We start from the raw sequence: 25,588 nt of genomic DNA, 5'->3' as shown, positions 1-25,588 counted from the left end.
GTAGGGGTCCAGGTGGTTGAACACCTCGTCGAAACTGGCCTGCAGCAGCGCGTCCGCCCCGGCCCGCCGCAGGGTGGGGGAGACCCCCCAGGCCGCGCCATAGAGCCAGGACAGGGCGGTGGCGGCCTCGGCCAAGGTGTTCGGCGTGGCGCGCTGCGCCAGGCTCCGCCCCAGCAGCGAGACGCGCAACACGCCGTCGCGCGCCTCCACGTCGAAGCCCGGCTCCAGGGCAGTCAGCCCGCGCAGCGCCCAGAGCGCGAGGTCGGGTGGCGTCACGGGATCGAGATGCCGCTCGGCGATCGCTTCGAAACCCGCCTGGAGCGTGGTCTCGATCAGCGGGGCCGGGTAGGTCTGCGCGCGTGCCGGTCCAGCCCCCAGGAGCAGGGCCGGAACAAGCAGGATCAGCGCTGCCGCGACGAAGCGCCGGAACGGGCCCTGCCAGCGGCAGGGCGCTTCACGCCCGCCTTGCGACCCACGCGCGGGTCGCCTTGCAGGAGATCGAATGTCAGGCTGCCGGTCAGGGGCATGGCCTCGGCCAGGCGAACCTCGACCGGCTGTCCCAACGAGAAGGCGAGGCCCGTATGACGGCCCACCAAGCGCTGCGCGCCTTCCTCGTGTTCCCATCGGTCATCCGGCAAGACGCGAATCGGAACGATTCCGCTCGCGCCATTGGTGTCCAGCGTGACGAAGAGACCGAAGCGTGTCACCCCGGAAACCCGTGCGGGGAAAGTAGCACCGACATGGTCCGCCATATAGGCGGCGAGATAGCGGTCCACCGCGTCGCGTTCCGCCTGGGCGGCGCGGCGCTCGGTTCGCGTGATGTCTTCGCCGGTTTCGGTAAACCCCTGGGCTTCCTCGCTTGTCAAACCGTCCGGGCCGAGGCGCAGGCCGGCGATCAGGGCGCGATGGACCAGAAGGTCTGCGTAACGGCGGATCGGACTCGTGAAATGTGCATAGCGGCGCAAGGCGAGGCCGAAATGGCCGATGTTGTCCGGCGCGTATTCCGCCTGGGACTGGGCCCGCAGCACCGTTTCATGCACGAGCCGCTCCTCGGGACGGTCCTTCACCTGTTCCAGCAGTTGCGCGAAGTCCCGTGGGCGCAACTCGTTGCCGGGCGGCAGGGACAGGCCGAACGTGTCCAGGAACTGCCGCAGCCCTTCCATCTTCAGGTCGGAGGGGCGGTCATGGACCCGGTACATGCAGGGCTGGTGCAGCCGCTCCAGCTCCTCCGCCGCGCAGACATTGGCGGCGACCATGAATTCCTCGATCAGCCGGTGGCTGTCGAGTCGGGCGCGCGGCCGCACCGCCAGCACCTTGCCCTCGGGGCTCAGCTCCACCTTCCGTTCCGGCAGGTCGAGGTCCAGCGTGCCGCGCTTCTCCCGCGCGCCCAGCAGGGCGCGGTAGGCGCCGTAGAGCTCGTCGAACCGCGCCTCGCCGGCCTCGTGCGCCGACTGCACCGCCTCATAGGTCAGCCGGGCGGTGGAGCGCATGAGGCCGCGCCCGAAGCGGTGCGACTGCTTCCGCCCCTCTGCGTCGAAATGCATCCGCACGAAAAGGCAGCCGCGATCCTCGTCCGGGCGCAGGGAGCACCAGCCGTTGCTGAGCGCCTCCGGCAGCATCGGCACGACCCGGTCGGGGAAATAGACGCTGTTGCCGCGCCGCCGCGCCTCCCGGTCCAGCGCCGAGCCGGGGCGGACGTAATGCGCGACATCGGCGATGGCGACCGTCACCTGCCAGCCCTTGCCATCGCCTTCGGCATGGACAGCATCGTCGAAGTCCCGCGCGTCCTCGCCATCGATGGTGACCAGCGGCAGGTCGCGCAGGTCCTCGCGCCCCTCCGGCCCGACGCCGCGGGCACGCTCGGCCTGGCGCAGCGCCTCGCCGTCGAAGGCGTCGGGGATGCCATGGGCATGGATGCAGACCAGCGAGACCGAGCGGGGCTCGCCTATCCTGCCCAGCCGCTCCAGCACCCGCACGGGACGCAGGCCCAGCCCGTGGCCGGGGAGGGGTTCCGCCAGGACGAGGTCGCCATCCCCGGCGCCGTTCTCCTCGCCGGGCGGCACGCGCCAGTCGGCCCGGATGCGCCGGTCCACCGGGCGGACCAGGCCTTTCTCGAACATGCCCAGCACGCGGGAGGAACCCTGTTCCGCGAGGCGGCGGATCGTGCGGCCCTCGTATTTCTCGCGCCCCGCCGGCTTCAGCCGCGCCAGCACCCGGTCGCCCGGCGCCAGGGCCGGCTGCCCCTTCGGTTCGGGGCGCATGTAGATCAGCGGCGGGCGGCCGTTCTCCCAGTTCACCGGGCGGGCGAGGGGATCGCCATCCGGGTCGGTGCCGAAGACCTCGACGATCGCGGTTTCCGGCAGGTTGGCGGCATGGCGGAAGGAGCGGCGGCCGGAAGGCGCGGCGCTGCCCTCGGCCCGCAGCTCCTTCAGCAGGGCGCGCAGGGCCGGCCGGTGCTCCACGCCCAGGCCGAAATGCCGCACGATCTGGCTCTTGCCCACCGTGCCGCCAGCGGCACGCAGGAAGGCGCGCAGCTCCTCCCGCGTCGGCAGGCTGGCCGGGGCCTCGGGCTCGGCGGCAGCGCGACGGCGGGCGCTGGCCTGGGGGCCGGCGCCACGGCGCAGCTTCACGCGAAGGCTTGGCCGGCCGGGAGTGCCCGCGATGCGGCGTGCCATCGCGACGGCGTCCGCTCAGGCCTTGGCGGTCTTGCGCGCCGCCGGCTTGGCCGTGGGCTTGCCGGCGGCGGCCTTGGCCACCGTCTTGCCGGCCGCCTTGCGCGGCGCGGCCTTCTTCGTGGCGGGGGCCTTGGCGGCGGGCTTCGCCTCCCCGTCGCCGGCGGCGGGTTTCGCGGCCGCCTTCTTCGCCCCGGCCTTGGCCTTGCCTTTGGCTCCGCCCTTGCCTCCCTTGGCGGGAAGCGGCTTGCCCTTCTCAGCCAGCAGCGCCACCGCCTGTTCCAGGGTGAAATCCTCCGCCTGGACGTTGCGGGGCAGGCTGGCCACGATCTGGCCATGCTGGGCATAGGGGCCGAAGCGGCCGCGGCGGATCTCGACCGGCACGCCGTCCTTCGGGTGCTCGCCCAGCACCACGGAACGTGGCTTGGCGTCGGCCAGCAGCGCCACGGCCCGGTTCAGGCCGACGGTCAGCACGTCATCGTCCTTGTCGAGCGACTTGGACAGCGTGCCCATGGTCAGATACGGGCCGAAACGCCCGAGATGGGCGGTGATCTCCTCGCCCGTCTCGGGATGCACCCCGACGATGCGCGGCATGGACAGCAGGGCGAGAGCACGTTCCAGCGTCACCCCTTCCGGCTCCATGCCCCGGGTCAGGCTGGCGCGGCGCGGCTTGGTCGGCTTGCCCTTCTCGTCCACCCCCGGTTCGCCGAGCTGGACATAGATGCCATAGGGTCCGCGCCGCATGGTAACCGGCAGCCCGTCCGGGCTCGTGCCCAGCTCACGCACGCCGTCGGCGAAGCCCGCCGTCTCGTCGCCCTCGGCGCCGGGGGCGATCAGCGGGCGCGTGTAGCGGCATTCCGGGTAGTTGGAGCAGCCGATGAAGGCGCCCGTCTTGCCCAGCCGCAGCCCGAGCCGCCCGGTATGGCAGTTCGGGCATTCGCGCGGGTCCTTGCCATCATCCGCGGGCGGGAAGAAATGCGGCCCCAGATCCTCGTCCAGCGCGTCGATCACGTCGCTGATCTTGAGGTCCTTGGTCGCGGCCACGGCCTTGGAGAAGGCGTCCCAGAACTCGGCCATGACCTCCCGCCAGTCGGCGCGGCCGCCGCTGATGTCGTCGAGCTTCTCCTCCAGCGCGGCGGTGAAGTTGGTGTCCACGTAGCGCTCGAAGAAGGCCACCAGGAAGGCGGTGACGAGGCGGCCGCGATCCTCCGGCTGGAAGCGGCGCTTCTCCAGCTTCACATAGCTGCGGTCCTGCAGCGTCTGCAGGATGGAGGCATAGGTGGAGGGGCGGCCGATGCCGAGCTCCTCCATCTTCTTCACCAGGGAAGCCTCGGAATAGCGCGGCGGCGGCTGCGTGAAATGCTGCTCCGGCGTGACCTCACCGCGCTTCAGCGCGTCCCGCTCCGCCATCGGAGGCAGCACGCGGCCATCCTCATCGCCGAGGGCGGCGGCGGGGGCGTCGTCCACATCCTCGCGGTACAGCTTCAGGAAGCCGTCGAAGGCGATCACCGAGCCGGTGGCGCGCAGCTTCGTCCGGCCCGTGCCCTCGGCGATCTCCACCGTGGTCTGGTCCAGCTCCGCCGAGGCCATCTGGCTGGCCACGGCGCGCTTCCAGACCAGGTCGTAGAGGCGACGCTGGTCCGGGTTCAGGTAGCGCGCCACCTGCATCGGGGTGCGCTGCACGTCGGTCGGGCGGATCGCCTCGTGCGCCTCCTGGGCGTTCTTGGCGCGGGAGGAATATTCGCGGGCCTGCGGCGGCAGGTAGTTCTGGCCGAATTCCTCGCCGACATGGCCGCGGATGGCCTGGATCGCCTCGGCCGACATCTGCACGCCGTCGGTCCGCATATAGGTGATCAGGCCGACCGTCTCGCCGCCGATCTCCACGCCCTCGTAGAGCTGCTGCGCCAGGCGCATCGTCGCCTGGGCACCGAAGCCCAGCTTGCGCGAGGCCTCCTGCTGCAGGGTCGAGGTGGTGAAGGGCGCCTGCGGATTGCGGCGGACCCGCTTCTTCTCGACCGAGGCGACGCTGAACTCGCCCGCCTCGATGGCGACGACGGCGCGCTTCGCGGCGGCCTCGTCCGGCAGGTCGAACTGCTCCAGCCGCCTGCCGTCCAGATGCGTCAGCCGCGCGGTGAAATGCGCCCCGATCGGCGTGGCGAAGCGCGTCTCCACCGTCCAGTACTCGCGTGGCCTGAAGACCTCGATCTCCGCCTCGCGCTCGCAGATCAGGCGCAGCGCGACCGACTGCACCCGCCCGGCCGAGCGGCTGCCCGGCAGCTTGCGCCAGAGCACGGGGGACAGCGTGAAGCCCACGAGGTAGTCGAGCGCGCGCCGGGCCAGATAGGCCTCGATCAGCGGCGTATCCAGGTCGCGCGGATGGTCGATGGCGTACTGGACGGCGCGCTTGGTGATCTCGTTGAAGGTGATGCGGTGGACCTCGAGGCCCTTCAGCAGCCGCTTCTTCTCCAGCATCTCCCGCACATGCCAGGAGATGGCCTCGCCCTCGCGATCCGGGTCGGTGGCGAGGAAGAGCCGCTTGGCCCCCTTCAGCGCCGAGGCGATCTCGCGCAGCTGCCGCTCCCCGCGCTCCTCGGACTCCCAGTCCATGGCGAAGCCTTCCTCAGGCCGCACGGAACCGTCCTTGGCGGGCAGGTCGCGCACATGGCCGAAGGAGGCGATGACCTTGTAGCCGCCACCCAGGTACTTGTTGATGGTCTTGGCCTTGGCGGGGGATTCTACGACGACGACGTCGGTCATTTTTGCTCTGAGGTGTCCTCCCGACCCGCAACGGCGGATCGGACAATGCGGTTTCCTGGCAGCACCTCGATCCGTCCTGACATCTCAAGATCGGCGATCAGGCCCTGAAGATCGGAATGCGAGAGGTGGCAGCGGCGCAGGATTTCGTCAACCGCCACGGGAGAATAGCCAATCAGGTCAAGCAGATAGCCTGTCTCCGAACCCTCCGGCATTGGTTCTGGCGGCGAATCCATCGCGCCGGGGCGCGGCCCGGCGCCTGCCGTCCGGCCCGTTTCGGGCAGGCGCAGCGAGACCGGCCGGGGTGCTTCCGGCAGGTGCGCCAGCACGTCCCCGGCATGTTCGCAGAGGGTCGCGCCCTGCCGCAGCAGGTCGTTGGAGCCCCGGCAGCGTGGGTCGAGCGGGCTGCCCGGCACGGCGAAAACCTCGCGCCCGGCCTCGATGGCATGCTGGACGGTGAGCAGCGTGCCGGACCCCATCGCGGCCTCCACCACGACCACCCCCAGGCTCAGCCCGGCGACGATCCGGTTGCGGCGCGGGAAATGGCGATGGGAGGGCTGCGTCCCCAGCGGATACTCGGCCACCAGCGCCCCGCCCTCCGCCGCGATCCGCTCCTGTAGCCGGGCATTCTCGGGCGGGTAGGCGACATCCAGCCCGCCGGGCAGGACCGCCACGGTGCGCCCCTTCCGCAGCGCGCCCTCATGCGCCGCCGTGTCCACCCCGCGCGCCAGGCCGGAGGTAACGGCGATTCCGCCCCCGGCCAGCGCCGCCGCGATCTCCTCGGCGATGCGGCGCCCAGGGGCCGAGGCGTTCCGCGCGCCGACGATGGCGACGTGCCGCAGCGCCAGGATGGACGGGTCGCCCAGCACCGCCAGCACCGCCGGGGGATCGCCGATCAGGGACAGGATCTCGGGATAGCCGTCTTCCTGCCAGTGCAGGAAACGGCCACCCGCTTCCCGCACCGCGTCGTATTCCCGCCGGACCGTGTCGGGGGGCGGCGGCGCGAAGCGCCCGCCATCCCGCCGCGCCGGCCAGCGGGGCAGGGCCTCCAGCGCGGCGAGGCCGCTGCCGAAGCGTTCCAGCAGGGCGCGGAAGCGCACCGTGCCGATGCCGTCGGTGCGGGCCAGCCGCAGACGGGCCAGGGCCTCCGCCTCGTTCAAGCGCCCGGCTTCTCCTTGCCCTGCCCGATCCGGGGCTCCGTGCCGGCCAGCAGCCGGCGGATGTTCTCATGGTGCCGAACATAGACGTAGAGCACGATCAGCGTCACCGCGATGGCGACGGCCGGCACCTCCAGCGCCCAGGCGGCCAGCAGCGCGATGGCCAAGCCGCCCAGGGCCCCGGCGGAGGAGATCCGCGTGACCTTCGCCACCGCCAGCCAGCCCAGCGCCGCCGCCAGGAAGACCCAGATGGACAGCGCCAGGAAGACGCCGAGCGAGGTCGCCACGCCCTTGCCGCCCCGGAAGCCGAGCCAGGGCGGATGGCAGTGCCCCAGCACAGCGCCCACCGCCGCGGCCGGTGCCGCGCCGGGGCCGAGCAGGGCCGCGGCCAGCAGCACCGCCGCCGTGCCCTTCAGCGCGTCGAGCAGCAGGGTGGCGGCGGCCAGCTTCCTGTTGCCGGTGCGCAGCACGTTGGTGGCGCCGATATTGCCGGAGCCGATGCTGCGGATATCCCCCAGCCCGGCGGCCCGGGTCAGGATCAGCCCGAAGGGAATGGAGCCCAGCAGCAGCCCGATCAGCAGGCCCAGCAGATGGAGTGTCCAGGGGCTCATCCGCCGAAGACCCGCCGCCCGGCCTTCCAGGTCCCGATGACCCGGCCCTCCAGCGCCCGCCCGTCGAAGGGCGAGTTCTGCGCCTTGCCGGGCAGCCTGCCGGCCTCGACCTTCCAGGCGCGCTCCAGGTCGAAGAGCACGAGGTCCGCCGGGGCGCCGGCGGCCAGGCGCCCGGACTCCAGCCCCAGCAGCTTCGCCGGACCGGCGGTCAGCAGCGCCATGGCCCGCAGCAACGGCAGGTCCCCGGCATGGACGCGGGCCAGGGTGACGGAGAGCAGCGTCGCCAGCCCGGCGCCGCCGGCCTCGGCCTGGGCAAAGGGCAGGCGCTTGTCGTCGGCGTCGCGCGGCTGGTGGTCGGAGGCGATGGCATCGACTGTGCCATCCGCCAGGGCCGCCACCACCGCCTCGCGGTCGCTCTCGGGGCGCAGCGGCGGCTCCAGCTTGGCATAGGTGCGGTAGTCGCCGATCGCCGTCTCGTTCAGGTCGAAATAGGGCGGCGCCGTGTCGCAGGTGACGCGCAGCCCCTCGGCCTTGGCCTCGCGCACCAGTTCCAGCGCCGCCGCCGTCGAGAGATGGGCGAAGTGGACATGGCCGCCGGTCAGCCGCGCCAGGGCGATGTCGCGGGCGACCTGCATCGCCTCGGCCGCTGCCGGCACGCTGGGCAGGCCGAGCCGCGTCGCCAGCTCGCCCTCGGTCGCCGCCGCGCCGCGCGACAGGCTGGGCACGGCCGGGTGCTGCACGATGAAGCTGCCGAAGGCCCGGGCATAGGAGAGGGCGATCCGCATGGTCCTGGCATCGCCGATGGCATGGTTGCCGTCGGTGAAGGCCACCGCCCCGGCCTCCCGCAACAGGCCGAACTCGGTCATTTCCTTGCCGGCACAGCCGCGCGTGGCGGCGCCATAGGGCAGGATCGAGAGGCTGCCCGTAGCCTCGCCGCGCCGGAGCACGAATTGCAGCAGCGCCGGATCGTCCAGCGCCGGCTCGCTGTCCGGCAGGGCGCAGAGCGTGGTGATGCCGCCCGCCGCCGCCGCCAGGGCGGCGGAGGCGATGGTCTCCCGGTGCTCGGCGCCCGGCTCGCCCACGGCGGCGCGCAGGTCGATCAGCCCGGGGGCGAGGCAGGCGCCGCCGCCATCCACCACCGTGGCACCCTCGGGAATGCCCGCCGGGCCGCCCTGCAGCACCTCGGCGATCGTGCCGTCGCGCACCAGCAGGCCGCCGGCGACGTCGAGACCGCCAGCCGGGTCGAGCAGCCGGACGTTGGTGAAGATCGTGTCGGTCATCAGCGGTCGTTCCGGCCCGGGCCACGCGAAAGGATGTCGAGCACGGCCATGCGGACGGCCACGCCCATCTCCACCTGCTCGCCGATCACGCTGCGGCCGGGGTCGTCGGCCACGGCGCTGTCGATCTCCACGCCCCGGTTCATCGGGCCGGGATGCATGACGATGGCGTCGGGCTTCGCGACGCGCAGCTTCTCCGCATCCAGCCCGTAGAAGCGGAAGAACTCGCGGGCCGAGGGAACGAGGCCGCCGGCCATGCGCTCCTTCTGCAGGCGCAGCATCATGACCACGTCGGCGTCCTTCAGGCCGGAGCGCATCTCGTGGTGGATCTCCACCCCCAGCCGGCCGGCGGCGGCGGGGATCAGGGTCGGCGGGCCGACGATCCGCACCCGGCAGTTCATGGCACTCAGCAGGTGGATGTTGGAGCGCGCCACCCGGGAATGCAGCACGTCGCCGCAGATGGCGACGGTCAGGTTCTCCAGGCGCCCCTTGTGGCGGCGGATGGTCAGCGCATCCAGCAGGGCCTGGGTCGGGTGCTCGTGCGTGCCGTCGCCCGCGTTGATCACCGCCGCGTCCACCTTCTGGCTCAGCAGGGCCGGGGCTCCGGACTGGGCGTGGCGGACCACCAGCAGGTCCGTCTTCATGGCATTCAGCGTGGAGGCGGTGTCGAGCAGCGTCTCGCCCTTGTTCACGCTGCTGTTGGAGACGGACATGTTGATCACGTCCGCGCCCAGCCGCTTGCCCGCCAGCTCGAAGGAGGTGCGGGTGCGGGTCGAGTCCTCGAAGAAGAGGTTGATCAGCGTCCGGCCCTTGAGCACGTCGCGCCGGGTCTGCCCGGAGCGGTTGAGCAGCGCGTAGTTCTCGGCGAGGTCCAGCAGCTCCCCGATATAGAGGGGGTGCAGGCCCTCGATGGCCAGGAGGTGTCGGGAGGGAAAGGCAACCATTCCGGGCAGGCGTCCAATGTCGCGGCGGACCATAGGCGCGGCGTGGATTCGGCGGAAGCCCGCTGCGTTCCGGTCCGTCCGGGGGGTTACGGGGCGGGCGGCGGGCGGGTGGCGTCCAGCGCCGATTGCAGCGTGTAGGCGGCGGCGGCGGCATCCACCGCCTTCGCCCGCTTGGCGCGGGACAGGTCGGCCTCGCCGATCAGCATCCGGTTCACAGCGGAGGAGGAGAGGCGCTCGTCCCAGAGGGCGGCGGGCAGGCCGGTCGCCTCGGACACTGCCATGGCCCAGTCCTTGGCGGCCTGGGCGGCGGGGCCGAAGGAGCCGTCCAGCCCCAGCGGCAGCCCCACCACCAGCCCCCCCGCACCCTCGCGTGCGGCGATGGCGCGGATCTCGGCGGCATTGGCGGCGAGCTTGCCCCGGGGGATCGCGCGATAGGGGGTGGCCAGCATCAGCAGCACGTCCGACAGGGCGAGGCCGATGGTCCGGCGCCCGGGATCGATCCCGATCAGCCGGGCATCCCGGGGAAGGGCGGCCCGCAACTCGGGCAAGGGCAAAAGGGGCATGAGCCCGGGCTTTCGCCGGGGCGGCCCGCCCCGTCAAGCACGCGCCACGCCACCCAGCCTTGTCGGAACCGGGGCGCGCCCCATGATGGCCGCAAGTTCAGTATCATGGGACACGACGTTCTCACGCGATGCGAGCTGGGTGCCGCTATTCCGTGTTGCCGAGCGCCGCAGGGGGCGGGGAGCGGGTCTCGGCCGCCGAGTTCTCCTCCACCCCACGGCCAGCCCCACGCTCCGGCGCCGGCTCCTCCCGCTTCTGCGGGCGGGTGAGGATGATGTTCTGCGCCGGCACCGCGATCTGGATTCCCAGTTCCTGGAAGCGCTTCTTGATGCGGCGGTTGTATTCGCGCTGCACGCCCCAGCGGCCGCTGTCGCGGCACTTCATCTGCCCCAGCACGGTCGCGGTGGCGCCGTCCACCTTGTCCACGCCCCAGAGGGCGAAGTCGTCCAGGATGCTGTCGCGGAAGGCCGGGTCCTCGCGCAGCCCGGCGCCGATCTCCTTCAGCACCTCGCCCACCCGGTCGGTGTCCTCGTCGGCGGAGACGGTAACGGAGACGGCGGCGTTGCCGATGCCCTTGTTGGTGTTGGTAACCGTGGTCACGGAGGAGAAGGGGATGACATGCACCGAGCCGTCACCCGCCCGCAGCCGGATGGTACGGACGGAGAGCGCCTCCACCGAGCCGGACAGGCCTGAGACGGTCACCCAGTCGCCCACCTGCATGGCGTTCTCCAGCAGCAGGAACATGCCGTTGATCACGTCCTGCACCAGCTTCTGCGAGCCGAAGCCCAGCGCCACGCCGATGATCGAGGCGCCGGCCAGCAGCGGGGCGATGTTGACGCCGAGCTGGCTGAGGGCGGTGAAGCCCACCACGACCAGGATGGCGGTCAGCAGCGCGGTACGCAGCAGCGGCAGCAGGGTGCGCAGCCGGGCGGAGCGGGCATAGTCGCCCCGCGCGGACATGTCGGCGATCTGCCGGTCCACCCAGGAATTGGTCATCTCCCAGATCACCACCGCGACCACGGCGGCGATCAGCACCACCACGGCGGAGTTGGCGATGCGCTCGCCCAGCCGGCCATTGTGGAACCAGGCGAAGGCATCCACCCCCCAGACCTGCAGCACGGCGAGCACCGTCACCACCGCCATGGCGAGCGAGATCAGCCGGCGCAGGGCGGGGTAGTAGCGGTTGGCCCGTTCCTCCAGGAAGGGCAGTCGCAGCTTCTTTTCCGCATCGATGCGGAAGACCCGGTCCAGCAAGCCCAGGATGCCAACGGTGATCAGGCGGGCCACCACCAGCACCAGCACGGTCAGGCCGAAATAGCGGAAGAGCAGGCCGTAGCCGTTGCGGATCTCCACCGCCCAGACGAACCAGATGGCCAGGATCAGGAAGATCGCCAGCACGTGCCAGATGGCGGCCAGCCAGTTCCGCGCCAGGGCGAAGGTGCTGCGCGAGCCGTGCGGGGCGGCGATCGCCTCGGCCACCGGCTTGCGGCACTGCAGGATCACCACGACCATCATCAGGTGCGTGACGAGGATCAGCAGCTTCATCGCGGACGTATAGGCCAGGCTATAGAGGCCCAGCACCCGGGCCATCTCCAGCGCAGCCATGCCATAGACCACGACGCGGCTGATCCGGGCGAGCCAGACCTCGACATAGGCGGCGGTCTCGTCGCCGATGTTGAAAAGGCGCAGGGCCGCCTGATCCGGCGAGACCAGCATGTGGCAGATGGCCATCACGATATGCTGGACCACATAGGCATTGACGGCGGCCAGGATGATCAGCGGCACCGTCCAGCCATCGTTCAGCGGCGTGGCCAGCAGCAGGTTGCCCACGGCGGCGAAGGCGGCAACGGGCAGCAGCTCCAGCAGCAGGCGCAGCAGGGCGAGCGGCAGGCGGCGCAGGAAGCGCAGCTCCGCCCGGCTGGCGAGGCCGGCTGCCTCCGGGCCCATCACCTCGCGCTCGCGCCGCCGCCGGGCCACGCCTTCCTCAGCCCGATGGACGACCATGGCGGTCGGCCGGCGCAGGGCGCGCGTGACCAGGCGCCGCGCCGTCCAAGCCAGGGCGAGGACCAGGACCAGCTTCCAGCCCGCGTCGAGGATGGTGGACTGGGCATAGGGGTTGGTCGCGGTACGGACGATCCAGTCCCAGACCAGCGGAACATTGCCCACGGTCCGCCCGGCGGTGACCAGGTAGTCCGAGGCATTCGCGAACCAGCCGGAAAGCGCCACGATGAGTTGCGCCAGGATGCCATCCGCCTGCAGCGAGACGCGCTTCTCCGGCGCGGCGGCGGGTTCGGCGGGCGCGGCGGCAGCCGGTGCGGCGGCCCCCTGCGCCGGAGCCGGCGAGGCCGGGGGGGAGCCACCGGCCGCCGGGGCCGTGGCGCCGCCCTGGTCGGATGCGGCCGGACCGGTCGCCGCGGGATGAGCCGCCGTGGAGGCAGGTGCGACGCGGGCGATGGCCTCCAGGGCGGTGATGACGTCCCGGCGGCGCGCGTCGTTCTGCAGCACCTCCAGCGCCCGGCGCGCCTCCTCGGGCGTCAGCCCGGCCGTGGGGGCGGAGGTGGCGGCGTTCTGGTTGGCACTCTGGGCCAGGGCGGGCTGCGCCAGACCGGGTGCCACGAGAACGAGCAGCGCGGCCAGCAGCAGCAGGGACAGGTGCAGGCCAGGGGCCGGGATCCTCGCACCATGGCATCCCATCCCGGTGGCCATGGTCCCCCGGCGGTCCCGGCCCGGGGGCGGTCCGTCTCCGACGCGCAGAAGCCTCATCCAGTCACTGTCCTCTTCGCTGTGCCGGGGCACGGCTCCAAGGACAGGCCAAGGGGCCGCGGCCCCATCCGGCCGTGGTCTATCTCGGTGGGCGGTGCTTTAGGCCGAACCCACCAGGGGATCGACCACTGCGCGTCCGGAGTTACGTTTCGTTTCCCGCCCTTCGTTTCCCGCCTTGGCACCCCGGCGGCCCGCCACGGGCAAAAGCCGCCCGGGCGCGCCGGGTTGCAGCGCCACGGGCCGTGGCTCGCCGGAATGCCGGGGTCGGGCGGGGTTTCCGCGGGCTTCCGGGAGTTGCTTCGCCCCGCCCGATGGCGCACGGCCCTTGACTTCGGGCCCGCCGCTCGCTTCCTGGCCCTTGTCTGTACTCTGAACTGGGGTTCCTTCCCGAACATGTCGCTCGATACCGCCACCGTCCGGCGCGTCGCGTCGCTCGCCCGCATCCATCTGGAGGATGAGGAGGTCACGCGCCTGCAAGCCGAGCTGAACGGCATCCTGGCCTGGGTGGAACAGCTCCAGGCCGTGGACACGGCCGGCATCGAGCCCCTGGCGGGCGGTGCCGCCATGCCCGAGCTCGCCGTCCTGCGCATGCGGGACGACGTGGTGACCGACGGCGGCATGCCGGAGAAGGTCCTCGCCAACGCGCCCGACCGCCAGGGCGATTTCTTCACCGTTCCGAAGGTCGTCGAATAAGATGCGCCCGACCGATTTCACGCTCCGTGGCGCGCTGGACGCGCTGAACGAGGGCGAGATCACCTCCGAGGAGCTGACCCGCGCCCATCTGGACGCGATCGAGGCTCTGAACCCCCGGATCAACGCCTATATCACCGTCACGGCGGAAAAGGCGCTGGAGGCCGCGCGCGCCTCCGACGCCCGCCGCAAGGCAGGGCAGGCGGGCAGGCTGGACGGCGTGCCGCTGGCCATCAAGGACCTGTTCTGCACCGAGGGCACCCGCACCACGGCGGCTAGCCGCATCCTGGGCGAGTTCGTGCCGCCCTATGAGAGCACCGTCACCGCCAACCTGCTGCGGGACGGCGCGGTCTTCCTGGGCAAGGTGAACCTGGACGAGTTCGCCATGGGCTCCTCCAACGCCACCTCCGCCTTCGGCGGCGTGGAGAATCCCTGGTCCCGCCGCAACGACCCGGACACGAAGCTGGTTCCCGGCGGGTCCTCGGGCGGTTCCGCCGCCGCCGTCGCGGCGCGGCTGGCCCTGGGCGCCACGGCGACCGACACGGGCGGCTCCATCCGCCAGCCGGCGGCCTTCTGCGGCATCGCCGGGATCAAGCCGACCTATGGCCGCTGCTCGCGCTGGGGCGTGGTGGCCTTCGCCTCCTCGCTCGACCAGGCGGGGCCGGTGGCACGGACCGTGGAGGACTGCGCCCTGCTGCTCGGCTCCATGGCCGGGTTCGACCCCAAGGACTCCACCTCGGTGGACCTGCCGGTGCCGGATTTCGCGGCGGCCTGCGCGCGCGGGGTGAAGGGGCTGCGCATCGGCGTACCCAAGGAATACCGCCTGCCGGGCATGCCGGAGGAGATCGGAAGGCTGTGGGAGCAGGGGCTCGACTGGCTGCGCGCCGAGGGCGCGGAGATCGTCGAGATCTCCCTGCCGCACACGAAATACGCGCTGCCGACCTACTATATCGTGGCGCCGGCCGAGGCTTCCTCGAACCTCGCCCGCTATGACGGCGTGCGCTACGGCGCCCGCGTTTCCACGGGCGGCGACCTCAAGGATCTCTACGAGCACACCCGCGCCGCCGGCTTCGGCGCCGAGGTGAAGCGCCGCATCATGATCGGCACCTATGTGCTCTCCGCCGGCTACTACGACGCCTACTACCTGAAGGCGCAGCGGGTGCGGGCGCTGATCAAGCGCGACTTCGACGAGGCCTGGGAGAAGGTGGACGCCATCCTGACGCCCGCCACGCCCTCGGCCGCCTTCGGCGCGGACGAGAAGCAGGACGACCCCGTCGCCATGTACCTGAACGACGTCTTCACCGTGACGGCGAACCTCGCCGGCCTCCCGGGCCTCTCGGTCCCGGCCGGGCTGGACACGCAGGGCCTGCCGCTGGGCCTGCAGGTGATCGGCAAGCCCTTCGACGAGGAGACCGTCTTCGCGGTCGGCACCGCCCTGGAGCGGGCCGCCGATTTCACCGCCCTGCCGGGCGTGAGGGCTTTCGCATGAGCTATGTGATCGAGGGCGAGACCGGCCCCTGGGAACTGGTGATCGGGCTGGAGGTCCATGCCCAGGTCAGTTCCGAAGCCAAGCTCTTCTCCGGCGCGGCGACCGAGTTCGGCGCTCCGCCGAACAGCCAGGTCTCCTTCGTGGATGCCGGCATGCCGGGCATGCTGCCGGTCATCAACCGGGAATGCGTGGCCCAGGCGGTGCGCACCGGGCTGGGGCTGAAGGCGAAGATCAATCCCTGGTCGCGCTTCGACCGGAAGAACTATTTCTACGCCGACCTGCCGACGGGCTATCAGATCAGCCAGTTCGCTTTCCCCATCGTGGGGGAGGGCAAGCTGACCATCGAGCTCTCCGACGGCACGACGAAGGAGATCGGCATCACCCGCCTGCATCTGGAGCAGGATGCCGGCAAGTCGCTGCACGACCAGGACCCGTCGCGGACCTTCGTGGACCTGAACCGGGCCGGCGTGGCGCTGATGGAGATCGTCTCCGAGCCGGATCTCCGCTCGCCGGAAGAGGCCGGGGCCTATGTCACCAAGCTGCGGCAGATCCTGCGCTATCTCGGCACCTGCGACGGCAACATGGAGGAAGGCAGCCTCCGCGCCGACGTGAACGTCTCCGTCCGCAAGGCGGGGGAGGGGTTCCGCACGCGCTGCGAGGTGAAGAACGTCAACTCCATCCGCTTCGTCATGCAGGCCGTCGAGGCCGAGGCGCGGCGCCAGATCGAGGTCTGGGAATCGGGTGGCACGGTGGAGCAGGAGACGCGGCTCTTCGACACCGGCCGGGGCGTGACGCGCTCCATGCGTTCCAAGGAGGATGCGCATGACTACCGCTACTTCCCCGACCCGGACCTGCCGCCGCTGGTGCTGGAGCCGGCCTGGATCGAGGAGCTGAAATCCGGGCTTTCCGAGCTGCCGGACGACCGCCGCGCCCGCTATGTCGGCGAATACGGCCTCACCGCCTATGACGCCCATGTGCTGACGCTGGAGAAGGAGACGGCCGCCTATTACGAGGAGGTCGCCCGCGGGCGCGATGCCAAGCAGGCGGCCAACTGGGTGATGGGCGATCTCTTCGCGGCGCTGAACCGCACCAGGACGGACATCACCACTTCCCCGGTCTCGGCGAAGGATCTGGGCGCGCTGCTGGACCTGATGGCGGACAACACCCTGTCCGGCAAGCTGGCCAAGGAGGTCTTCGAGGCCATGGTCGAGACGGGCCGCTCGCCCGGCGAGATCGTGGAGGAGCGGGGGCTGAGGCAGGTGACCGATACCGGCGCCATCGAGGCGGTGGTGGACGAGGTCCTGGCGAAGAACGCCGACAAGGTGGCGGAATTCCGTTCCGGCAAGGAGAAGCTCTTCGGCTTCTTCGTCGGCCAGACGATGCGGGCGATGCAGGGCAAGGGTAATCCGGCCCTGGTGAACGAGGTGATCAAGGCCAAGCTCGCCGGCTGAGGCCGGAGGGACGGGGCGGGAAAGGGGCCGGTGGCATATGCCGCCGGTCCCTTTTCCTTTGCCCTGGGGCATGGCGTACGGGGCGTGGCTTCCCCGGGGCGATTCGCTCTATCGCCGTCGTAGCGAGGCGATCAGGTCGTTGTTGTAGCGGCGGGTCATGCCGGGGATCAGGAAGATGTCCACGAACAGCCAGATGCCCACCAGCAGGAAGCCCAGGTGGCCGATGAAGATCAGGCTCAGGACCCAGCTCAGCGCGGTGATCAGCAGCATCACCACGCCGCTCATGGTCCGACCCAGATAGAAGCGGTGGATGCCCAGCCAGCCCAGGAAGAACCAGAGCACATAGGCGACCAGGGCGGACTTCTTGTTGGCGTCGTATTGCATCATCATCATCGCTTCGCCCGGCGCCGCCCCTTGGGGGAGACCGCTGGGCGATACGTTGAAGAACTGTGACATCCGGCAGATCCTCTTCGGTCTCTTCCCCTTGCATATGGGGATGCGGGCCGCGCCGCCGGAGTAGACCAGCCGCCATGACAAGACGAGGCCCGGCATGAGCATCACGCTGCACACCTGGAACACACCCAACGGACGCAAGATCAGCGTGGCGCTGGAGGAAATGGGGCTGCCCTACTCGGTGAAGACCGTGGACATCACCAAGGGCCAGCAGTTCGAGCCCGATTTCCTGCGGATCAGCCCGAACAACCGTATTCCGGCGATCGTCGATCCGGAAGGGCCGGATGGCAGGCCGATCAGCGTCTTCGAGTCGGGCGCGATCCTGCTCTATCTCGGCGAGAAGACCGGGAAGTTCCTGCCGCGCGACCTGCGGGCCCGCGTGCCGGTGCTGGAATGGCTGATGTGGCAGATGGGCGGACTCGGCCCTATGCCGGGGCAGGTCCACCACTTCCTGGGCCAGCCGGAGGGTCCGGCGCGCGACTATGGCGTGGAGCGCTACGGCAAGGAGACCAGGCGGCTCTATGGCGTGCTGGACAAGCGCCTGGCCGGGCGCGAGTTCGTGGCGACCGAGGGGGAGCCGAGCGTGGCGGACTTCGCCATCCTGGGTTGGGCCTGGCGGCACGAGCGGCATCTGGTGCCCTTCGACGACCTGCCGAACCTGGCCGCCTGGTACGATCGGATGATGGCTCGCCCGGCCACGAAGCGTGGCTTCGAAATCCCGCTTTCCTGAGGTTTGACGGCGCCTTCGGTCGCGGCTAGAAGCACCCCCGCAACGCCGTGAGACTTTCCACTCCTGCGGAGGGGTGGCCGAGTGGCCGAAGGCGGCGGTTTGCTAAACCGTTATAGGATGTCAAGTCCTATCGTGGGTTCGAATCCCATCCCCTCCGCCATTTCCTTTTCCTGAACGATCTGAATACGTGATGGCCGCGAGACGGGGATCGCACTTCCGAACCGCCCTCCTGCACCATCCCGCATCTGCGGGGCCAGGATGCCGCCCGTGGCAGCCCGCTCGAGGTGCAGGCATCCACATCGCCTCGCCAAGCAGGTTTTCACCAGGAAAAGGGAAAAAGGCTGCGGGCCAAAGGAGGGGGGCTCTCGGCGCCATATCGGGGGGGTTGGTCGTGATTGGCACCGCGCCCGCAGCAACGGGAAAGTGCCGGAATATCTCGGCTGATTCCAGCAACCCATGGTTGAAAAATCTCAATTTTGATCGAAATCTTTTTCTTTCATGATATTCTTCACCGGAAACATCCCCACGGTTGTGTGATCGGAAGGGCACGGGGTCCATCGCAATTGTGAATGCGGCGCCTCCCGATTCCCGGGGCCCTTCAACTGGCCCGGATGATCGCCAGATTTCATTCTGACCACGACCGGGGCCCTGACTGCGAAGACAGGACCTGATTCGAGAAGAGGAGGTCGTATGGCCGGACATGTACCCGATGACGAAGCACGCATCCGGGAGCTTGCCTATTTCCTGTGGAAGGACGCCGGCTGCCCGGACGGCATGGCGGGCGCGCACTGGGAACAGGCGAGCCGGCTGCTGTCCGGCCAGGCTTCTGGAGGCGAACCGCTGGAGATGCAGGCTGCCGCCGCAGCCAAGGCTGAGGAGGATGCCAAGGCCGTCGCCGCAAAAGCCCGGCGTCCGAAGGTGATCGGCACGGTCGCTGCCGAGGTGAAGGCAGAGTCCCGCAAGGCCACCGTGAAGGCCGGAAAAGCCGAGAAGCACGCCGGGAAGGACGACAAGGCCCCCAAGAAGTCTAAGGCCAAGGCGTAATGCTGGATGCCGGGCCGTTCCAGGACGCTGCCATGTCCCGACCGAAAGGGACATGGCAGCGGTGTGGGCGCAGCCTTGGCATCTCGAAAACCGCGACGACGCCACAGAAAGCTGTTTCACAATTTCTTGGGGTCGGGCATTTTGTCCTCTACAGAGGTGTCGGGAGCGCATCTGGTGGCTGAATTCTGGGCGGACTGGGGCGCGCTCGCTTATCTGGCGGCGGCCTGTTGGGCGTTTTTCGAGGGCGAGACCTTCGTGCTCCTTGCCTCCGCCGCCGGACGCGCCACGGGACTGATCGATCCCTGGATTCTGATGTTCGCGGTCTGGGGCGGTTCCTTCCTCGGCGACCAACTCTGGTTCACGCTGGGCCAGCGCTACGGCGCCAAGGCCGTGCGCAAGATCCCGGGCGCCGAAAGGCGACTGACCCAGGCGATGAACATCCTGGAACGCTATGGCGCTCTGTTCGTCCTGACCTTCCGCTTCGCCTATGGCATCCGCAATGTCGCGGCCGCCGCCTGCGGCGTGGCGGGCATGCCCCGGCTGCGCTTCATGATGCTGAACTTCGTGGCCGCCGGAATCTGGGCCGCCGCCTTTGTGGGCGCGGGCTGGTTCGCCGTGGCCTGGCTGGGGGAGAAGAACACCTTCTATGCCCTGGGGGCGATCGGCTTCGGGGTCATCCTCTTCCTGGTGGTGAAGCTGATCCGCCAGCGCCGCAACCGCGCCCTGGTCGCGGCGGAATAGGCCCTTCTGCCGGGCGCCATGTCCGGAACCGATGCCGTCGAACGGGGCGCCTTCCTCACGGAAGGCGCCCCGTTCCGCTTTCAGGCGGAGGCGCGGGGCTCGTAGGGCGCCTCCAGGGCGGCGATCTCCTCCGGGGTGAGCGCGATCTCCGTGGCAGCCGCCGCATCGGCGATCTGTGCCGGGTCGGAAACGCCGAAGATCGGCGCGGCCATCACCGGCCTGCTCAGCAGCCAGGCAAGTGCGACCTGCATCGGCTTCACCCCGCGGGCCGCTGCGATGGCCTTCAGCGCATCCAGCACGGCGAAGTCGCTTTCCCGATAGAGCCCGTCGGCCAGCTTGTCGGTCTTCGCGCGCTGGCTCTCCGCCCCTTCGCGGCTGCGGTTGCCGCCGAGGAAGCCGCGCGCCAGGGGCGAGTAGGGGACAAGCCCGACACCCTGTTCCAGGCAGAGGGGGATCATCTCCCGCTCCTCCTCCCGTTGCACGAGATTGTAGAGGTTCTGCATCGCCACCGGCCTCGCCCAGCCGCGGTACTCCGCCACGGCGCACATCTGGGCGAAGCGCCAGGCCGGCATGGTGGAGCCGCCGATGTAGAGGACCTTGCCGGCGCGGACCATGTCGTTCAGCGCCTCCATCATCTCCTCGACCGGAGTGACGGCATCCAGCCGGTGGATCTGCAGCAGGTCCACGTAATCCGTGCCGAGACGCTTCAGCGAGGCGTCGATGGCCTCTCGCAGGTGCTTGCGGCCGATGCCCGAGCCATTGGGGCGGTCGCTCATCGCGTTGCCGATCTTGGTGGAGACCACGACCTCCTCGCGTCTTGCGAAGCGCAGCAGGGTGGCGCCGATGATCCGCTCGCTTTCGCCGAGATTGTAGACATCGGCCGTGTCGAAGAAGTTGATCCCGGCATCGAGCGCGGCGCGGAAGAAGGGCTTCGATCCTTCCTCGTCGAAGGCACCCCAGGCGCGCCGCCCGGCCGCACCCCAGGAATTGCCGCCCAGGCAGACTGCCGAGACGGTAAGGCCGCTGCGGCCGAGCTGTCGGTATTTCATGGCCCGAATCCCCTTCGCTGCTGTCGTGCCGCACCGGTCTGCCGCAAAGCCGGGCGAGGCATAAGCCGCTGCCCCGATGCCGTGCGATGCAGCGTGGCAGGCAGCCGGCCGCGGCTTCCGGCGTTGACCGGTAGCATGCCGGCCCGGCGACGGGACACCGCGCAAAGGAGATACGGAATGAGCGACATCACGGACCCGGTGCCTTTCCCGGCCGAGGCCGATCTGGCGGCGGTGGCGCAATCGGCGGCCGGGCCGGTGGGCCGCTTCCAGATCGTCTGCAGCGGCCTGCCGAAAGGCGGTGTGGCGGCCTTCCTGATCGACACGACCGACGGGCGCTCCTGGAGCTTCGACGGCGAGAGCTGGACGCCGCTGCCCTACAGCATGGAGCGCCCCGAGCCGGCTCCCTGAACCGGCGCCCTGAACGCGGTCTCCTCAGCGGGCGGGTTTCCGGTCGGGGTCATCATCGCGGCCCGGCCAGCGGTGCCCCGCGGATTCGGGCGCCCTGGGGGCTGGCTGCGGGCGCCCGGCCGTGGTTGTTCTGCGGGATCGCATCTCCGGAGGCTCGACCATGGCCAATCCCCCGACCGGCTTCGATCACGGCGTCACGCTGGAAGCCACGCAGACGATCCTGCTTGAAACCCTGGCGGAAGGCCGCCGCCTCGGCCTCGCGCCCCTGACCGTGGTGGTGCTGGACCAGGCGGCGCAGCTCAAGGGCATGCTGCGTGAGGACGGCTGCAGCCTGCTCCGCCCCGGCATCGCCCAGGGCAAGGCCAATGCGGCGCTGGCGTTGGGTTTTGGTGGGCGTGAGCTGGCGCGGCGCGCCCAGAACATGCCCGCCTTCATGAACGCGCTGTCCGATCTCACCGGCGGCTCCGCCGTGCCGGTGCCTGGCGGCGTGCTGCTGCGGGATGCCGACGGCAAGGTCCTGGGCGCCGTTGGCGTATCCGGCGACCTGTCGGAGAAGGATGAGGCCGCCGCCGTAGCCGGAATCAAGGCCGCCGGCCTGATGCCCGACACCGGGGACTGAGCGCCTTCAGACGGCGTCCCCGACCGCCTCCCCGGCAGGGCCGGGGAGGCGGTCGAGGGAAGGAGCGGGCAACATCCGCGCCTGCATCTCCCGCGCCGTGGCGAAGAAGCGCGCCGTCAGCGGCGGGACAAAGGGGTTCTCCTGGGTGATCGCCCGGAACAGCGCCTCGGAATCGTCCCGCACTGCCTCCACCGCCCGCATCAGCTGCTCGAAGCTCGGCGTGGTCTGGCTGGGGCGGGGCAGGCCGAGGCTGTCCACGAGCCGGGCGACCAGATGGGTCAGCCCCTGCACCTGCGCCATCTCCCGGTCATGCGCCTCGGCACTCGAACGGATCACGGTGAGGGCGAGGGCGCGTTCCAGGAAGCGCGCCACCAGCCGGTGCCTGCGCCCGCGTCCCGGGCAGACCGTGACCCGCAGCCCGGCGATCCCGTCGCGCCCGCTGTTCGGCCCGAAGAGCGGATGGGTGCCCGCCAGATCGACGAAGTTCGGCAGGATCTCCCGCAGCAGGCGCAGCGGCTCCAGCTTGAGGGAGCAGGTGTCCACCACCAGCGCGCCGGGGCGCAGATGCGGGGCGATGGCGGCGCCCGCCGCCGCGACCTGGGCGACCGGCACGGCGAGCAGCACGAAGGGCTGCGCCGCGGCCTCCGCGATGCTGGCGGCGCGAACCCCGTGGCGGGCGGCGATCTCCGGCAGATCGGGCCGTGGATCGGCGAGACGGATGCGGAAGAAGGGGCGCAGATGCGGCAGGCAGAAGCTGCCGAAGGCGCCCGCGCCGATCAGGCCGAGGCCGGGGCGGGAGGGGTCCCGCGTGATCGCGGGCAGGGAGGGAAGGGGCGTGGTCATGGCATCGGCGCTCCGGCAAGGGCCGCCGGAGAGGATGCAGGAACAAGTATGCCGCCTTCCGGCGGCCTCGTCTCAATCAGGGAATGACTGATCCTTGCCGCGCCACGGGAGGGCGCGGGTAATAGCTTCGCCGAAGGGGCTGGGCCTGGATCATGCCCCGCATCATGGCACGGCACCGCCCCGCGTCAATGCGGGCCGTTTCCCGCGGGCGCCGCCCTTGCGGGACGCCGCGCCGGGGCGGAACCTGCGCGCCCCTGCGAGGAGAGACGCGATGAGTCGGACCGAGACCGTGCTGCAATACCTGGACGCGCAGGAGGCGCAGCTCCGCCAGCGGTATTTCGAGCTCCTCCGCATCCCCAGCGTCAGCGCCCAGCCCGTCCATGCCGCCGACTGCCGCCGCACCGCCGAGTTCCTGGCCGCCGAGCTGGCCGCGATCGGCTTCGACGCGCGGGTGCGCGAGACGGCGGGGCATCCGGTGGTGGTGGCGCATCACCCGGGGCCGCAATCCGGCGACGCGCCGCACCTGCTCTATTACGGCCATTACGACGTGCAGCCGGCCGAGCCCTTCGGGCTCTGGACCAGCCCGCCCTTCGAGCCGACCGTGGTGCCCGGCCCGCATGGCGACCGCGTGGTGGCGCGCGGCGCGGTGGACGACAAGGGACAGGTGATGACCTGGCTCGCCGCGCTGCGCGCCTGGCACGAGGTCGGCGGCGGCATCCCCGCCCGGGTCACGGCGCTGATCGAGGGCGAGGAGGAGGTGGGATCGCCCAGCCTCGATGCCTTCCTGAAGGAGAACGCCGCCGAGCTGAAGGCGGCCGATGTGGTGGTGGTCAGCGACACCAACCAGTGGGATTTCGACACCCCCGCCATCTCCACCCGGCTGCGCGGCATGGCCTATGTGCAGATCGACCTGCGCGCCGCCTCGCGCGACCTGCATTCCGGCATGTATGGCGGCTCCGCCCGCAATCCGATCAACCTGCTGACCCGCATCCTGGGCGAGTTGCAGGACGAGGACGGGCGGGTGCAGATCCCCGGCTTCTATGACGGGGTGGAGCCGGTTTCCAACGCCCAGGCGGCGCAATGGGCAGAGCTCGGCTTCGACGAGGCGCGCTTCCTGGGCGATGTCGGGCTTTCCGTGCCGGCGGGCGAACGTGGCTTCGGCGCGCTGGAGCGGCTCTGGGCGCGTCCGACCTGCGACCTGAACGGCATCTGGGGCGGCTATACCGGCGACGGCTCCAAGACGGTCATCGCGGCCGAGGCACATGCCAAGCTCTCCTGCCGCCTCGTGGGCCGGCAGGACCCGGAGAAGATCGTGGCCGGAATCAGAGAATTCGTGCAGGCGCGGCTGCCGAAGGACTGCACCGCCGAGGTCCAGGTCTTCGCCCTGGCGGCGCCGGTGGTGGTGCCGGTGGAGAATCGCTTCGTCGCCGGGGCCAAGGAGATCCTGACCGACGAGTTCGGCAAGGCTCCGGCGATGATCGGATGCGGCGGCTCCATCCCCGTGGTGGAAAGCTTCAGGCGTATCCTGGGGCTGGACTCGCTGCTGATGGGCTTCGGCCTGGACGACGACCAGGTTCACAGCCCGAACGAGAAGTTCGAGTGGCGCTGCCTGACCCGGGGGGCGCGTGCACAGGCCCGGCTGCTGGGCGCCCTGGCGGGCTGAGAGCCGTCCGGCCCAAAAGGATCAGGCCCCGGAAACGGGGCCTGATCCTTGCGCCCCGCCCCCTCGGCAGGGCCGGGAGGCGGAGCCGGTCAGCGCCCGGCCAGTTCCGTCTTGAGCGCCTGGATGCGGGTGCGCAGGCTTTCCCGCAGGCTGGGCGAGGCATGTGCCTTCATCCCCGCCAGGGTCTCCTCCAGCTCGCGCAGGAGACGCCGCTTCTCCTCGCGGTTCCGCTGGATCGGCTTGTTGTCGCTGAACTGGCCCTCGAAGGCACGCATCGGGCTCACATCCCCTGAACACTGTGTGAACATAAGCTATTCCACCGGACTGCAAACGGCAAAGGGGGGGGCCGTGCGGTCGCCTGCCCGGCCCCCTGTCCCGCGCCGTCAGTATTCGTATTCGTAGGACAGTCCCGCGCTCTGGCCGTCCGTGCCGGTGGTGCTCTTGAGCTTCAGGCGCGGGGTCAGCTCGACCTCCACCCCGACGCGCGGCTGGCCCGTCGTGGCTCCCGGATCGACGTTCACATAGACGCCGTCCGCCACATAGCCGCCCGCCTTGACGCCGAGTTCGCCGGAAGAGGTGGAGTCCACGCCCAGCCGGTCCAGGCCCAGTCGCTTCGCGATGCGGCCGAAGAAGCCGCCGTCGGAATCGCTGCCCAGCGCCCCGGTCGCGCCCGCCAGGGCCTGGGCGATCTGGGCGATCTGGAAGGGCGAGAGCTGGCTGGTCGGGCGCGCGAAGAGCAGCCGCGCCAGGACCTCGTCCTGCGGCAGTTCGGGGGAGGAGGTGAACTCCACCTTCGGCGCCGTCGGCTTGCCCGAGATCGCCACGTTGATGGTGGTGGACTGGACCGTGGTGGTGGCCAGGAAGTCCAGGTCCGGCATCACGCCGCCGCTGAAGGCGAGGTTGCCGCGCGAGAAGCTCAGGCGGCGGTCGATCAGGGTGAAGGTGCCGCGCACCATGTTGAGCGAGCCGGTGATGTTCGGCGCCGAGGCGGTGCCGCCGACCTTGAGGTTGCCCTCCATCTCCGCGTCCAGTCCACGGCCGCGCACGTAGAAGCGGCCGGGGATCACCACGTTGATGTCGAGCGCGATCGGTGCCGCCTGCGGGTCGGGCTGGCTCGCGGCGGCCGGGGTGGCGGATGCGGCCCGGGCGCGCCTGGGCACCGGGGCACCGCGCCCGACCTCCCGCACATCGCCCAGATCCGCCACGCTGCCGGGCAGGCCGGTGGGGATGCCGAGCGTGGCCTCGGGGATTTCGATGCGCCCGGAGGCGCGCAGGCCGGAGGCGAGCCCGCCATCCAGCAGCAGGTCGGTGTTGAACAGCCCGGTGAAGAGGTCGCTGGTCACCGGCTGCAACCCCTGGCTGGTCAGGGCGATGCGCAACGGCTGGCCCGGCGCGAAGGGCCGGGCCTCGCCCTGGGCGCTCAGCGTGCCCCTGGTGCCGCTGGCGGTCAGGCTCTCCAGCACGATACGGTCGCCCTGCGCCGTGATGCGCGCCGCGATGTTGCGCAGCGCCGCCCCGTATTCGAGGTTGCGGAAGCTGCCGTTGCTCAGCGTCGCGCCGCCGCTGAGCTGCGGGGCGGAGACGGTGCCGGCAGCGCGGGCGTCGATGGTGAGCTGTCCGGTCGCCCTGTCTCTTGATCACATCTACGCACAGCTCCACCGTAAGGCGA

The 25,588-nt window shown here is 70.5% G+C and carries 22 protein-coding genes, 1 tRNA gene and 1 pseudogene; 10 read left to right on the top strand and 14 right to left on the bottom strand.

The annotated features are described in order from the left end of the window. The 9 genes and pseudogenes from ROTAS13_RS04685 to ROTAS13_RS04645 all read right to left on the bottom strand — a co-directional run. A pseudogene (locus ROTAS13_RS04685) lies at positions 1 to 276 on the bottom strand (peptidase S41); the annotation flags it as partial. 125 nt (positions 277 to 401) lie between these two features. Next, on the bottom strand, positions 402 to 2,675 hold the full coding sequence (rnr, locus tag ROTAS13_RS04680; protein ID WP_075821672.1) for a ribonuclease R: 2,274 nt from the start codon (positions 2,673 to 2,675) through the stop codon (positions 402 to 404). A 15-nt stretch (positions 2,676 to 2,690) separates the two neighbouring features. Then, positions 2,691 to 5,429 carry a type I DNA topoisomerase gene (gene topA, locus ROTAS13_RS04675; protein ID WP_075821671.1) on the bottom strand — a complete coding sequence of 913 codons (2,739 nt, stop codon included), beginning with the start codon at positions 5,427 to 5,429 and terminating at the stop codon, positions 2,691 to 2,693. Further along, a complete protein-coding gene (dprA, locus tag ROTAS13_RS04670; protein WP_075821670.1) occupies positions 5,426 to 6,586 on the bottom strand; it encodes a DNA-processing protein DprA in 1,161 nt (386 codons plus the stop codon). Before dprA ends, topA begins: the two co-directional genes overlap by 4 nt. Beyond that, positions 6,583 to 7,194 (bottom strand): glycerol-3-phosphate 1-O-acyltransferase PlsY, encoded by a 612-nt coding sequence (plsY, locus tag ROTAS13_RS04665; protein ID WP_019459944.1) that lies wholly within the window; start codon positions 7,192 to 7,194, stop codon positions 6,583 to 6,585. The genes dprA and plsY overlap by 4 nt, the downstream gene beginning before the upstream one ends. Then, the gene (locus tag ROTAS13_RS04660; RefSeq protein WP_075821669.1) at positions 7,191 to 8,474 is read right to left on the bottom strand and encodes a dihydroorotase family protein; all 1,284 of its coding nucleotides are present in this window, start codon (positions 8,472 to 8,474) and stop codon (positions 7,191 to 7,193) included. Before ROTAS13_RS04660 ends, plsY begins: the two co-directional genes overlap by 4 nt. Further along, complete coding sequence (locus ROTAS13_RS04655; protein ID WP_075821674.1) at positions 8,474 to 9,415, bottom strand: aspartate carbamoyltransferase catalytic subunit; 942 nt, start codon at positions 9,413 to 9,415, stop codon at positions 8,474 to 8,476. The genes ROTAS13_RS04660 and ROTAS13_RS04655 overlap by 1 nt, the downstream gene beginning before the upstream one ends. Positions 9,416 to 9,501: 86 nt before the next feature. Then, the gene (ruvX, locus tag ROTAS13_RS04650; protein ID WP_026032992.1) at positions 9,502 to 9,978 is read right to left on the bottom strand and encodes a Holliday junction resolvase RuvX; all 477 of its coding nucleotides are present in this window, start codon (positions 9,976 to 9,978) and stop codon (positions 9,502 to 9,504) included. 145 nt (positions 9,979 to 10,123) lie between these two features. Next, positions 10,124 to 12,682 (bottom strand): mechanosensitive ion channel domain-containing protein, encoded by a 2,559-nt coding sequence (locus ROTAS13_RS04645; RefSeq protein WP_075821668.1) that lies wholly within the window; start codon positions 12,680 to 12,682, stop codon positions 10,124 to 10,126. Between the two features lie 450 nt (positions 12,683 to 13,132). On the opposite strand from ROTAS13_RS04645, the gene gatC reads away from it, so the two are divergent. The 3 genes from gatC to gatB are packed head-to-tail and all read left to right on the top strand — an operon-like array spanning position 13,133 to position 16,369. Next, a complete protein-coding gene (gene gatC, locus ROTAS13_RS04640) occupies positions 13,133 to 13,432 on the top strand; it encodes an Asp-tRNA(Asn)/Glu-tRNA(Gln) amidotransferase subunit GatC (protein ID WP_019459939.1) in 300 nt (99 codons plus the stop codon). A 1-nt stretch (position 13,433) separates the two neighbouring features. Continuing rightward, positions 13,434 to 14,918: an Asp-tRNA(Asn)/Glu-tRNA(Gln) amidotransferase subunit GatA gene (gene gatA, locus ROTAS13_RS04635; RefSeq protein WP_075821667.1), complete on the top strand. Its 1,485-nt coding sequence runs from the start codon at positions 13,434 to 13,436 to the stop codon at positions 14,916 to 14,918. Next, a complete protein-coding gene (gene gatB / locus ROTAS13_RS04630) occupies positions 14,915 to 16,369 on the top strand; it encodes an Asp-tRNA(Asn)/Glu-tRNA(Gln) amidotransferase subunit GatB (RefSeq protein ID WP_075821666.1) in 1,455 nt (484 codons plus the stop codon). Before gatA ends, gatB begins: the two co-directional genes overlap by 4 nt. A gap of 108 nt (positions 16,370 to 16,477) precedes the next feature. On the opposite strand, the gene ROTAS13_RS04625 is transcribed toward gatB, so the two are convergent. Beyond that, the gene (locus ROTAS13_RS04625; RefSeq protein WP_083755404.1) at positions 16,478 to 16,825 is read right to left on the bottom strand and encodes a TM2 domain-containing protein; all 348 of its coding nucleotides are present in this window, start codon (positions 16,823 to 16,825) and stop codon (positions 16,478 to 16,480) included. A 94-nt stretch (positions 16,826 to 16,919) separates the two neighbouring features. On the opposite strand from ROTAS13_RS04625, the gene ROTAS13_RS04620 reads away from it, so the two are divergent. From ROTAS13_RS04620 to ROTAS13_RS04605, 4 genes are all read left to right on the top strand, one after another. Further along, positions 16,920 to 17,552: a glutathione S-transferase family protein gene (locus ROTAS13_RS04620; RefSeq protein WP_019459934.1), complete on the top strand. Its 633-nt coding sequence runs from the start codon at positions 16,920 to 16,922 to the stop codon at positions 17,550 to 17,552. Positions 17,553 to 17,619: 67 nt separating this feature from the next. Further along, positions 17,620 to 17,712: transfer RNA gene (locus ROTAS13_RS04615), tRNA-Ser, on the top strand. A 530-nt stretch (positions 17,713 to 18,242) separates the two neighbouring features. After that, positions 18,243 to 18,596 (top strand): DUF2934 domain-containing protein, encoded by a 354-nt coding sequence (locus tag ROTAS13_RS04610; RefSeq protein ID WP_075821665.1) that lies wholly within the window; start codon positions 18,243 to 18,245, stop codon positions 18,594 to 18,596. Positions 18,597 to 18,770: 174 nt separating this feature from the next. Further along, positions 18,771 to 19,337, top strand: a complete 567-nt coding sequence (locus tag ROTAS13_RS04605) for a DedA family protein (RefSeq protein ID WP_019459932.1) — start codon at positions 18,771 to 18,773, stop codon at positions 19,335 to 19,337. Between the two features lie 80 nt (positions 19,338 to 19,417). Here ROTAS13_RS04605 and ROTAS13_RS04600 read toward each other — a convergent pair whose 3' ends face one another. Then, positions 19,418 to 20,386: an aldo/keto reductase gene (locus tag ROTAS13_RS04600; RefSeq protein WP_075821664.1), complete on the bottom strand. Its 969-nt coding sequence runs from the start codon at positions 20,384 to 20,386 to the stop codon at positions 19,418 to 19,420. A 177-nt stretch (positions 20,387 to 20,563) separates the two neighbouring features. Here ROTAS13_RS04600 and ROTAS13_RS04595 point away from each other — a divergent pair, with 177 nt between their 5' ends. Beyond that, complete coding sequence (locus ROTAS13_RS04595; protein ID WP_019459930.1) at positions 20,564 to 20,794, top strand: hypothetical protein; 231 nt, start codon at positions 20,564 to 20,566, stop codon at positions 20,792 to 20,794. A 160-nt stretch (positions 20,795 to 20,954) separates the two neighbouring features. After that, positions 20,955 to 21,413 (top strand): heme-binding protein, encoded by a 459-nt coding sequence (locus ROTAS13_RS04590; RefSeq protein WP_019459929.1) that lies wholly within the window; start codon positions 20,955 to 20,957, stop codon positions 21,411 to 21,413. A gap of 6 nt (positions 21,414 to 21,419) precedes the next feature. On the opposite strand, the gene ROTAS13_RS04585 is transcribed toward ROTAS13_RS04590, so the two are convergent. Continuing rightward, positions 21,420 to 22,256, bottom strand: a complete 837-nt coding sequence (locus tag ROTAS13_RS04585) for a prephenate dehydrogenase/arogenate dehydrogenase family protein (RefSeq protein WP_075821663.1) — start codon at positions 22,254 to 22,256, stop codon at positions 21,420 to 21,422. Positions 22,257 to 22,527: 271 nt separating this feature from the next. Here ROTAS13_RS04585 and ROTAS13_RS04580 point away from each other — a divergent pair, with 271 nt between their 5' ends. Further along, a complete protein-coding gene (locus ROTAS13_RS04580) occupies positions 22,528 to 23,919 on the top strand; it encodes a dipeptidase (RefSeq protein WP_075821662.1) in 1,392 nt (463 codons plus the stop codon). An 89-nt stretch (positions 23,920 to 24,008) separates the two neighbouring features. On the opposite strand, the gene ROTAS13_RS04575 is transcribed toward ROTAS13_RS04580, so the two are convergent. Together ROTAS13_RS04575 and ROTAS13_RS04570 are read right to left on the bottom strand one after the other, a co-directional pair. Beyond that, positions 24,009 to 24,194 carry a hypothetical protein gene (locus ROTAS13_RS04575; RefSeq protein WP_019459926.1) on the bottom strand — a complete coding sequence of 62 codons (186 nt, stop codon included), beginning with the start codon at positions 24,192 to 24,194 and terminating at the stop codon, positions 24,009 to 24,011. A gap of 108 nt (positions 24,195 to 24,302) precedes the next feature. After that, the gene (locus ROTAS13_RS04570; RefSeq protein WP_075821661.1) at positions 24,303 to 25,382 is read right to left on the bottom strand and encodes a translocation/assembly module TamB domain-containing protein; all 1,080 of its coding nucleotides are present in this window, start codon (positions 25,380 to 25,382) and stop codon (positions 24,303 to 24,305) included. Positions 25,383 to 25,588 lie beyond the last annotated feature (206 nt).

Source organism: Roseomonas sp. TAS13 (assembly GCF_001950415.1).
GTDB lineage: Bacteria > Pseudomonadota > Alphaproteobacteria > Acetobacterales > Acetobacteraceae > Roseomonas > Roseomonas mucosa.
The sequence above is the reverse complement of the archived record's forward strand: the minus strand, read 5'-3'. Positions and strand labels throughout refer to the sequence as shown.